Here is a 10,114-nt window from a genome sequence, read left to right on the forward strand (position 1 = left end):
GCCACACCGGTAAGGCATGATCTCTCACGGTCAGCGTTACTGACCACTCGAGTGCACGTGGAGGGGATATGGCGTCAGGAAGCACAGCGCCGCATGGAGCGGCGTCAAGCGACACAGCAGGTCGGATGGAGGGCAAGGTGGCGGTGATCACCGGCGGGGCATCGGGCATCGGGCGAGCATGCGGGCTGCGTTTCACGTCCGAGGGCGCGTCGATCGTGGTGGCCGACCTCAATCCCGACCGTGCGGCAAGCGTCGTCGACGAGATCAACGCGCTCGGCAGCGACGCCATCGCTGTGCAGGTCGACACCTCGCAGCAGGAGCAGAACGACGCGATGGCTGACGCCGCGGTGGACACCTTCGGGCGCATCGATGCGTGCGTCGCGGCGGCGGGGATCTCACACTCGGGCTACGTGAGCCGCGAGATCGAAGACCAGGCTGGGCAGGATCGCTTCGATCGCGGCGACATGTTCTTCATCGACAAGTCGCTGGAATCGTGGCAGCGGGTGCTCGACGTGAACCTGACCGGCGTGATGCTCACGAACCAGGCCGTGGCCCGCAAGATGCGCGACAACGATGGGGGCGCCATCGTCAACATCTCGTCGATTGCAGGCACCAACGTGCTCAAGGGCAGTTCGGACTACTGCGTCTCGAAGGCCGGCGTCTGGATGCTCACTCGCTGCGCGGCCCTCGAGCTCAGTCGATACAGCATCCGCGTCAACGCCGTGGGTCCCGGATACATCCAGACGTCCATGAGCGGCGCCGTGCTGGGCAACGAGCGGTGGGTGCAGGCGCGAGAACGCGAGACGCCGTTGGGTCGGCTCGGCGAGCCCGACGACATCGCCAACGCCTGCCTGTACCTGTGCAGCGACGACGCCAGCTTCGTGACCGGCGAGATCATCTTCCCTGACGGCGGCGTCATGGCCGCCGGCCGCTGAGCTAGCGCGATGAGTCGAATGGGCGGCAAGGTCGCGGTGATCACCGGCGGCGCATCGGGCATCGGCCGGGCCTGCGCACTGCGCTTCTCCGAGGAAGGGGCATCGGTAGTGGTGGCCGACCTGAATCCGGATCGGGCCGAGGCGGTCGCCGCCGAGATCACCGGTCGCGGCCGCCAGGCGACTTGGACGCAAGTGAACACGGCCGATCCTGAACAGAACGAGGCCATGGCCGATGCCGCGGTCGCCGCGTTCGGCCGCCTCGACGCCTGTGTCGCCGCCGCAGGCATCTCCCATGCCGACTACGTCAGCCGTGAGATCCCCGACCAAGTCGGCCAGGACTCCTGGCAGGGGGGCGACCAGTGGCTGCTCCACAAGTCGCTCGAGTCGTGGCAGCGGGTGCTCGATGTGAACCTGACCGGGGTCATGCTCACCAACCAGTCGGTTGCGCGCCGAATGCGGGACAGCGGCGGTGGCGCCATTGTGAACATCGCCTCGGTGGCCGGCTTGATGGCACTGCCCGGCGGGGCGGACTATTGCGTATCCAAGGCAGGCGTGTGGATGCTCAGCCGCTGCGCGGCACTAGAACTCGACCGGTACGGCGTCCGGGTGAATGCTGTCGCCCCGGGGTACATCCGCACGCCCATGACGGCATTCATGACCCACAGCGACGAATGGGTGCGCGGGCGCGAACGCGAGACGCCGCTGGGTCGGCTCGGCGAGCCCGCTGACATCGCCAATGCCTGCCTGTACCTGTGCAGTGACGAAGCCAGCTTCGTGACCGGCGAAATCATCTGCGCCGACGGCGGCCTCGCGGCCGACATCCGCTGAGCGGGCCTGAGACGGTGCGTCTGCCGCGGTGCGTCACGAAGGCGGCACGATGAGCGTGCTAGTCGCCGTCGAGCCCGACTGCTGGCGGCGCCCGGTGTTGGCCGAGGCGGTGGCGCGGGGCGGCGGCACGGTCTGCACGCCGGACGAAGCATCGGCGCTTGTGTGGGCCGAGCCCACCCAGGCGCACCTGATCGGGGAACTGGTGGACGCCAATCCCGGCATCGAATGGGTGCAGCTGCCCTACGCGGGCATCGAACCCGTCGTCGACATCGTGACCGCACGACCTGCCGTCGAGTGGTACTGCGGCAAGGGTGTGTACGCGGAGCCCGTCGCGGAGCACGCGCTGATGCTGGCGCTGGCCGGCATGCGGGGCATGGCCACCTACGCCCGCGCATCAGATTGGACAGCCCCCGAAGGCCGCAACCTGCTCGGCGCGTCGGTGACCGTGCTGGGCGGCGGCGGCATCACCGAGTCGCTGCTGCGCCTGCTCGAGCCGTTCGGATGCGACGTAGCCGTGGTGCGCAACCGCCCGACAACCATGAGCGGGGCCGCGCGCGTCGTCGGACCGGATGAATTGCCACAGGTGCTGCCGTGCACCGATGTGCTGTTTCTTGCGCTGGCGCTGACGCCCGACACCGCAGGCATCATCGGATCGGCCGAACTGGCGGCGCTGCCCGATCACGCCTGGATCGTGAACGTGGCACGCGGCGGGCACATCGTCACGGAGGATCTCGTCGAAGCGCTTCAAGCCGGCCAGATCGGCGGCGCCGCGCTGGATGTCACAGATCCCGAACCACTCCCTGACGGCCACCCGCTGTGGAGCCTGCCGAACTGCCTCATCACGCCCCACATCGGCAACACGCCCGAGATGGGCCTCGTGCTGCTGGCCGAGCGGGTCACCGCCAACGTGGCGCTGCGCGTTGCGGGCGCGCCACTGGTCGGCCCCGTGTACCTCGACTTGGGCTATTGAGGCCGTTCCGTCCACATTCGACGGGAGCGATACGGTGCATTCGATGCCTCAGCGCAGCACTGCGCTGTGGGCGTGCTCAACGGCGTCGATGCAGCGTTGGCGGATGTCGGCTACCTGCTCGTCGGTGAGCGTGCGATCGTCGGCTTGCAGCCGCAGGCGATAGGCCAGCGAGCGAGTGCCTAGGTCCATCTGGTCGCCTCGATAGATGTCGAAGAGTTCGACGGAGCGCAGTTCGTCGCCGCCTGAAGCGAGCAGCGTGCTGCGCACCTGTGACGCTTGGACGCCGTCCGGCACGGCGAATGCCAAATCGATGTCGCTGGACGGGTAGGTGGAGACCAGTTGGTAGGGCCGCTCGGCGGAGGCGGATGCCGCCGCGAGCAGGGGTTCCACGTTCACCTGGAGCCAGGCGCAGCGTTGCGAGAGACCGTGGCGCTCGCAGACCACCGGGTCGACCTCGCCGACGACGCCGACAGGCTGCCCGTCCAGCAACACCTGAGCGGCGCGCACGGGGTGCATGCCGTCAAGGTCGTTCGCGTTCGTGAGCGAGAGGTGGAAACCGAATGCCGTTGCGATGAGCTCAGTCAGATGCACTGCGTCGGCCGCTTCGCCGCCCGCCCAGATGGCGCCGAGGTGCTCTGTCTCGGTGGGCAGTACCGCGGCGGCAGTGGTGTCTGCGGCAGCAACGTCGCCGCCTCCCGCCGTCGGGGGGCCGAACACGACACCGATCTCGAACAGCGACACGGAGTCGTTGCGATGGGAGGAGTTGTACGCAGCTGCGGCAACCAGGCCGGGGAGCAGCGACGGCCGAAGGACGGATTCCTCGGTCGCGAGCGGGTTCAGGAGTCGTACTGGTTCTGCGCCGTCGATCCCGGCCTGGCGCACAGCATCGGGAGCCAGGAACGGGTTGGGCATGGCTTCGGACAGGCCCGCCCCCACCAGCACACGCCGCAGCTCGCGACGCAATCGTTGGGCGGGCGTCAGTCGACCCGGCTCGGGTGAACGCGGGACGGTGCGGCCCAGTCGCTGGTACCCGTAGTGGCGGGCAACCTCCTCGGCTACGTCGGTCTCGGTGACCACGTCCGGTCGGAAACTGGGAATGGTCACTTCCAGCGCGCCGTCATCGGCCACAGTGCACTGCAGACCGATGGGATCGAGCAGACCGCGCAGCTCATCGGCGCTGAATGACCGCCCCAGCAGGTGGCTCATGCGGGCCGGGCGCACACGGACCCGGGTGGTCGGGGGCAGATCGCCGCGACCGTCGAGCCGGCCGCGGCACACCGACACGCCGCCGGGGGTCACCCGGTCCAGCAGTTCGCAGAACCGGTCCAATGCGATCGGCACGAGCTCATGGTCGGTGCCGCGCTCGAAGCGCATCGAGGCTTCTGAACGCAGGCCAAGCCGCTGGGAGGTGCGGCTGATGGACAGGCGATCCCACCACGCGAGCTCGAGCAGCACCGCCGTGGTGCTGTCGCCGATCTCGGTGTTCTCGCCGCCCATCACTCCCGAGATGCCGATAGGCCGGTCGTCGCGGTCGACGATCAGACCGTCGCCCCGGAGCATCTCGCGTTCGCTGCCGTCGAGCGTGACGAGACGCTCTCCACCCGCCGAGCGCCTCGTCCCCAGGTGACCGCCGGGCACAAGCGCCAGGTCGTACGTGTGGTTCGGCGTGCCCAGCTCCAGCATCACGTAGTTCGAGACGTCAACCACGGAGTTGATCGGGCGCATCCCGCACAGCGTCAGCCGGGCCTGCATCCACAGCGGCGACTGGCCGATGGACACGTCCCGGATGACGCGCACACCGAACCGGCCGCACAGATCGGCGTCGATGATCTCCACCGATGCGACCGTCGAGATGTCCTCGCCGGTCTCGCTGACGACCGGCGCGGGGATACGGAAGGGCACTCCGAGCCGGGCCGCCAGGTCACGAGCCACCCCGGCCGCCGACATGGCGTCGGGACGGTTCGGGTTGACCTCCAGGTCGTACAGCACGTCACCGGCCAGGCCGAGCTGCGACATGAGCGGAGCGCCGAGCTCAAATTCGCTGGGCAGGATCATGATGCCCTCGGCATCGGCTCCCAGCTCAAGTTCCGCGGCGGAGCAGCACATGCCCTGAGAGAGCTGGCCGCGCATGCGGCGCTCACCGATCTGCATGCCGTCCGGCATGGTCGTGCCGACGGTGGCGAGCGGCACCAAGTCGCCGACCGACATGTTGAACGCGCCGCAGCACACCTGCAGCGCGCCATCCGTTCCCTCACCCGGTGATCCGGGCAACTCGACGTCCACCAACTGGATGCGGTCGGCCTCCGGGTGAGGCCGCAGGCCGGCCACGCGGGCAACGACGACACCGTCGAGCGACGGCAGCACGCGCATCTCCTCGACAGCCATGCCGAGGTCGCTCAAGTGATCGGCCAGCTCAGCGGGGTCGCCCTCGATGGGCGCGAACTCGCGCAGCCAGTTCAGCAGCACCTTCATTGGGGCTGTCCCCCATACCCAAGCAGATCCGCGGGCATCAGAACTGGCCGAGGAAGCGGATGTCGTTGGTGTACATGTCGCGCAGGTCGTCGATGCCGTGGCGCATCAACGCGAGACGGTCGATGCCGAAGCCGAAGGCAAAGCCCGTCCATTCCTCGAAATCGATGCCGCAGTTCGCGAGCACATTGGGATGCACCATGCCGCAACCGCCTAGCTCGATCCAGCCCGTGCGCTGGCAGGTTTGGCAGCCGGCGCCCTCGCAGATCACGCAGGTGATGTCGAACTCGGCAGACGGCTCGGTGAACGGGAAGTACGAGGGGCGCAGCCGCGACGAGATCGCCTTGCCGAAATAGGCCGAGGTGAATTCTTCCAGCGTGCCCGCAAGGTCAGCGAACGAGATGCCCCGGTCGACCACAAGACCCTCGATCTGGTGGAAGACCGGCATATGGCTGGCATCCGCGGTGTCGCGCCGGAACACGCGCCCCGGGCAGATCGTGTAGATCGGCGGCTGCTGCACTTCCATCACCCGGATCTGCACCGGCGAGGTGTGCGTGCGCAGTACCACGTTGGACGCTTCGCCGCCCTCGCCGTCGCCGAGTTCGGTGCGCTCGCCGAGGTCCAGGTAGAGCGTGTCCCACATGGAGCGCGCAGGGTGCGCCGCCGGCAGGTTGAGCGCCTCGAAGTTGTACCAGTCGGTCTCGGCTTGGGGGCCTTCGGAAACCGTGAAGCCCATGCCGACGAACACGTCCTCGAGGCGTTCGGTGGTCTGGGTGACCAGGTGCAGGTGGCCGCGCTCGGGCCCCGGCGGCGTCTCGGTGAGGTCGAGCCACTCGCGCTGCAACTGCTCCCGGCGTGCCGAGGCGGCGAGCTCGTCGGCGGCCTCCGCGTGCGCCGCTCGCAGGTCCTGCTGCGCTTCGTTGAGCGCTCGCCCGACCGCGGCTCGCTGGTCAGGCGGCAGCGAGCCCAAGCCTTGCTTGATCTGCCCGAGCGCAGCTTTGCGCCCGAACAGCGTTGATTCGACCTGTGTCAGCTCGTCGCTGGTCGCTGCAGCAGCGACCGCGGCCAATCCCTGGCCACGCGCAGCGTCGATGCTGGCGAGCAGCGCTTCGGGCGATGCCCCAGCGGGGGTGTCGGTGGCCGGGCCGTTCACGGCAGGCAGGGTACGACGCAACAGGTCCGAATGGTCAGGAATTACCGGCCGCTTCTCTCATCGTGTACATCAGCACGGCAGCGGCCACGGCCACGTTGAGCGAATCAACCGGGCGCTGCATGGGAATGGAGACAGCCACGTCGGTGCCCCCGACCGCCTCAGTCGACGGCCCATGTGCCTCGTTGCCCACCACGAGCGTCATGCGTTCAGCGCTCGGCAGCCGGTCCACACCGACGTCGCCGTCGGGCGTTGCTCGCACGCGCACGTGGCCAGCATCGGACAGCGCGCTGAGCACCTCGGCGGTCGAGTGCCCGCGGCACACCAGCGGCCCAAACGTGAGCCCCGCCGCACCGCGCAGCGCTTTCGGGCTCCACAGATCGGTCGAACCGTGCGTGGCGATGACCGCGCCGAACCCGACAGCGACAGCACTTCGTACGACGGCGCCAGCGTTGCCAGGGTCACGTACTGCTTCGAGCACAACCACCCGCTCTGCCGTCGCCGCCTCATCGAGAGGTGCGTCGGCGAATCGCGCTATGGCAAGCACACCTTGGGGATTCATGGCGTCGGCGAGCGGGTCGAGCACGTCTGCCGGCACCGGATGGATCGCTCCGATCTGCTGCCGGTAACCGGCGCCCAAGCGCTGGGCGTCGGGATGATCAGCGGGCGCACCTTCCGGCGCGTAGCGACTGATGAGCTCCGGGCGGGCGAACACAGCTTCGAGCGTTGCCCCGCTGGCCAGCGCTCCGTCCACCGCCCGAGGCCCTTCCACAACAGCCAGGCCAGAGGCATCGCGCTGGCGCCGGTCGCGCACCAGGCGCGACAGCCGCGACAGAGCGGCTTTTGACGGCGGCTGTGGGCCGGAATGTGCGCTCAGGCTGCTGCTTCAGTCAGGGCGGCCTCGGCGCGCTCAGCGATCGCAGTGAATGCTGCAGGATCGCTCACGGCGAGATCTGCCAGGTTCTTGCGGTCGACGGCGACGCCCGCAACATCCAGCCCGTGGATGAGACGGCTGTAAGTGGTGCCGTTCTGGCGAGCAGCAGCATTGATGCGCTGGATCCACAGGCGCCGGAACTCACCCTTGCGGGCCCGGCGATCGCGGAACGCGTACTGCCCGCTGTGCATGACCTGCTCGTTGGCGGCCCGGAATGACCTGCTCTTGTTGCCGTAGTAGCCCTTCGCCTTGCCGAGCGTCGCCTTGCGACGGGTGCGGCTGGCTACGGATCGCTTGACTCGTGCCACGTTGATCTGTCCTCGCTTGTCTGCGGATCGTCTCGTCCGCGGGTCGTGTCTCGAGCGGTGCCGCTCAGCGGCCGAGCATCCGGTTGACGCGCTTGGCGTCGGCCGCCGACACTTCGCCTTCGAGTGCCAGCCGTCGCTTGCGCGCCGACGACTTCTTCTCCAACAGGTGATTCCGGTTGCGCTTGCGGCGCACGAGCTTGCCGGAGCCGGTGGTCTTGAAGCGCTTCTTGGCGCCGCTGTGGGTTTTCATCTTGGGCATGGTGTTGCTGCCTTGCTTGTGGTGGCTCGATCTGAATGGCCCGGCACATCCGAAACAGCCGGGTTGGTTGCGTGGCCGTAGGCGGCGCGGCGAACGCTCAGCCTCTCGGGCCGCCGTGTCTCAGGGGCCCAGTCGCCCTGGCTCAGTCGTTGGGCGGATCTGCGGCCTTGCGACGCTGACGTGAAACGCGGTCAGGACTCAGCAACATCGTCATGTTGCGCCCGTCGAGGCGGGGAAACTGGTCGACCTTGCCGACATCGGCAACCGCTTCCGCAACCCGCTCGAGGATCTGGCCGCCGAGCTCGGGATGGAAGACCTCACGTCCCCGAAACATGACGGTGACCTTGACCTTGTGGCCGTCCTCGAGGAACTTGCAGACCTTGGCCGTCTTGGTGCCGAAGTCGCCAGTCCCGATCTTGGGCCGGTACTTCATCTCCTTCAGGCCGGCATGAGTCGCCTTGCGTCGCGATTCCTTCGCCCGTTGTGCCGCCTCGTACTTGTACTTGCCGTAATCCATGATCCGGCAGACCGGCGGGGCGGCGTTGGGCGCCACCTCGACGAGGTCCAAGTCCATGTTGCGGGCGATTTGCAGCGCTTCGGGAACCGACTTGATGCCGATCTGCTCGCCGTCGGGTGCGACCAAGCGGACCTCGCGGACCCTGATGTCCTCGTTGATCCGGGCGTCACCGTCACTTGCGCGTGCTATGGCCGTACTCGCTTGTCCAAAGGACGCTCCTCGTCCACGCGGCATCCTGTGCGAGCCCGGTACCAGAACGCGCCCTGGGGCGGTCCGGTGGGGGTCAGACCCCGCTTGTTCCTGTTGTAGGGGCCGTAGGGTAACAGCGCTGGAGAAAGCCAGCACAGCCACGGCAGCATCGGCGTGTGCCAGCACAGCCAATCGGGGCGGGGAGGTCAGCGATGAGCACGTTGTGGACACCCGAGGGCGAGCATCGGGTACCTCGCGAGAGCGCCGACGAGCCGCCGAGCGGCCCACCGCCCCCGGCCGATGAAGGAGAGGGCGGCGCCTTCGCCGGCGAACTCGACATCGACCCCGAGACCGGGCTCCCGATCGATCCGCGCACTGGCGAGCCGTTCGATCCCGAAGAGCTCGCCGCAATGCAGGAGCAGCTGCGCGAGGCCCAGGAGCAGCTCGTCTCGGTGCCCGCGGCCGAGATCGTGCAGAACCACATGATGGGGCTGTTCGAGCTTGCGGCCTTGCATCTGCGGCGTGACCCTCCCGATCTGGCTGAGGCACGTCTCCCGATCGACGCCCTGGGCCTGCTGGTGGACAACCTCGCCGACCAGCTGCCGGCCGGCGACACGCTGCAAGGTGCGCTGCAGCAGATTCGCCTCGCCTACGTCGAGATCCACAAGCGCCAGACAGCAGGCGAATAGACGAGGCGCCTGAAGCAAAGCGACCTCGGGGCTCGGGCACGCCGCCATCCTGAGCGAGAAAAATCAGCAGGGCGCAGCGAAGCGCTGCGGGTACCGTTACCGCCCGTGCTCAAGCTCGTGCTCCCCAAGGGCTCGCTCGAAGCGGCGACCCTGCAGCTCTTTGAAGATGCGGACCTGCCGGTGCGGCGGGGCTCGGCGGTGGACTACCGCGCCTCGGTCGATGACCCGCGTATTGACGATGTGCGCATCCTGCGGCCCCAGGAGATCCCGTCATATGTGGCAGACGGCCTGTTCGACTTGGGCATCGCCGGACGGGACTGGATCGAAGAGACCAGCAGCGACGTGGTCTCGCTGGGCGAATTGCGCTACTCCAAGGCCACGTCGCGGCCGGTGCGCATCGTGGTGGCGGTGCCCGATGACAGCAAGTTCCAGGCGCTCACCGACCTGCCGAACGGGGTGCGGGTGTCGAGCGAGTACCCCGAGCTCACCCGGCGGTTCTTCGCTGAGCGCGGCGTGGACGCGGACGTGCGGCTGAGCTATGGCGCCACCGAAGCGAAGGCGCCCGAGATCGTGGACGCCGTGGTCGACCTCACCGAGACCGGCCGGGCCCTGCACGCTGCGGGCCTGCGGATCATCGACGAGATCCTCACGAGCTACACCGAGATCTTCACCAACCAGGCTGCCTACGCCGACCCGGACAAGCGGCGAGCGATGACACAGATCAAGACGCTGCTCGACGGAGTGCTGGATGCGCGGGGCAAGGTGCTGGTGAAGCTGAACGTGGGCCGTGAGCACCTCGACGCCGTGGTGGATGTGCTGCCATCGATGAAGGCGCCGACAGTGAACGAGCTGTGGGGCGGCGAGGC

11 protein-coding genes are annotated in these 10,114 nt (G+C 68.0%); 5 read left to right on the top strand and 6 right to left on the bottom strand.

The features are described from left to right. Positions 1-125 precede the first annotated feature (125 nt). From VI480_RS14825 to VI480_RS14835, 3 genes are read left to right on the top strand one after another with little or no spacing between them, the layout of a single operon-like run. Positions 126-935, top strand: coding sequence for a glucose 1-dehydrogenase (locus VI480_RS14825; RefSeq protein ID WP_323673635.1), 810 nt, complete (start codon positions 126-128; stop codon positions 933-935). A 9-nt stretch (positions 936-944) separates the two neighbouring features. Further along, positions 945-1,763 (top strand): glucose 1-dehydrogenase, encoded by an 819-nt coding sequence (locus tag VI480_RS14830; RefSeq protein WP_323673636.1) that lies wholly within the window; start codon positions 945-947, stop codon positions 1,761-1,763. Positions 1,764-1,812: 49 nt separating this feature from the next. Further along, complete coding sequence (locus VI480_RS14835; protein ID WP_323673637.1) at positions 1,813-2,733, top strand: D-isomer specific 2-hydroxyacid dehydrogenase family protein; 921 nt, start codon at positions 1,813-1,815, stop codon at positions 2,731-2,733. Positions 2,734-2,781: 48 nt separating this feature from the next. On the opposite strand, the gene pheT is transcribed toward VI480_RS14835, so the two are convergent. From pheT to infC, 6 genes are all read right to left on the bottom strand, one after another. Next, the gene (pheT, locus tag VI480_RS14840; protein ID WP_323673638.1) at positions 2,782-5,205 is read right to left on the bottom strand and encodes a phenylalanine--tRNA ligase subunit beta; all 2,424 of its coding nucleotides are present in this window, start codon (positions 5,203-5,205) and stop codon (positions 2,782-2,784) included. Positions 5,206-5,242: 37 nt separating this feature from the next. Beyond that, a complete protein-coding gene (gene pheS / locus VI480_RS14845) occupies positions 5,243-6,295 on the bottom strand; it encodes a phenylalanine--tRNA ligase subunit alpha (RefSeq protein ID WP_416246707.1) in 1,053 nt (350 codons plus the stop codon). 94 nt (positions 6,296-6,389) lie between these two features. After that, positions 6,390-7,166 (bottom strand): TrmH family RNA methyltransferase, encoded by a 777-nt coding sequence (locus VI480_RS14850; protein WP_416246704.1) that lies wholly within the window; start codon positions 7,164-7,166, stop codon positions 6,390-6,392. A 59-nt stretch (positions 7,167-7,225) separates the two neighbouring features. Continuing rightward, positions 7,226-7,594 carry a 50S ribosomal protein L20 gene (gene rplT, locus VI480_RS14855; protein WP_323673641.1) on the bottom strand — a complete coding sequence of 123 codons (369 nt, stop codon included), beginning with the start codon at positions 7,592-7,594 and terminating at the stop codon, positions 7,226-7,228. Positions 7,595-7,658: 64 nt separating this feature from the next. Beyond that, the gene (rpmI, locus tag VI480_RS14860) at positions 7,659-7,853 is read right to left on the bottom strand and encodes a 50S ribosomal protein L35 (protein ID WP_323673642.1); all 195 of its coding nucleotides are present in this window, start codon (positions 7,851-7,853) and stop codon (positions 7,659-7,661) included. A gap of 142 nt (positions 7,854-7,995) precedes the next feature. Next, positions 7,996-8,559: a translation initiation factor IF-3 gene (gene infC, locus VI480_RS14865; protein WP_323673646.1), complete on the bottom strand. Its 564-nt coding sequence runs from the start codon at positions 8,557-8,559 to the stop codon at positions 7,996-7,998. Between the two features lie 212 nt (positions 8,560-8,771). On the opposite strand from infC, the gene VI480_RS14870 reads away from it, so the two are divergent. Together VI480_RS14870 and hisG are read left to right on the top strand one after the other, a co-directional pair. Then, positions 8,772-9,248, top strand: a complete 477-nt coding sequence (locus tag VI480_RS14870; RefSeq protein ID WP_323673643.1) for a hypothetical protein — start codon at positions 8,772-8,774, stop codon at positions 9,246-9,248. Between the two features lie 105 nt (positions 9,249-9,353). Beyond that, positions 9,354-10,114: ATP phosphoribosyltransferase (gene hisG, locus VI480_RS14875; protein WP_323673644.1), on the top strand; the 761-nt coding region annotated here is incomplete at its 3' end.

Origin of the sequence: Candidatus Poriferisodalis multihospitum, assembly GCF_028283155.1 — a bacterium.
Lineage (GTDB): Bacteria > Actinomycetota > Acidimicrobiia > Acidimicrobiales > Poriferisodalaceae > Poriferisodalis > Poriferisodalis multihospitum.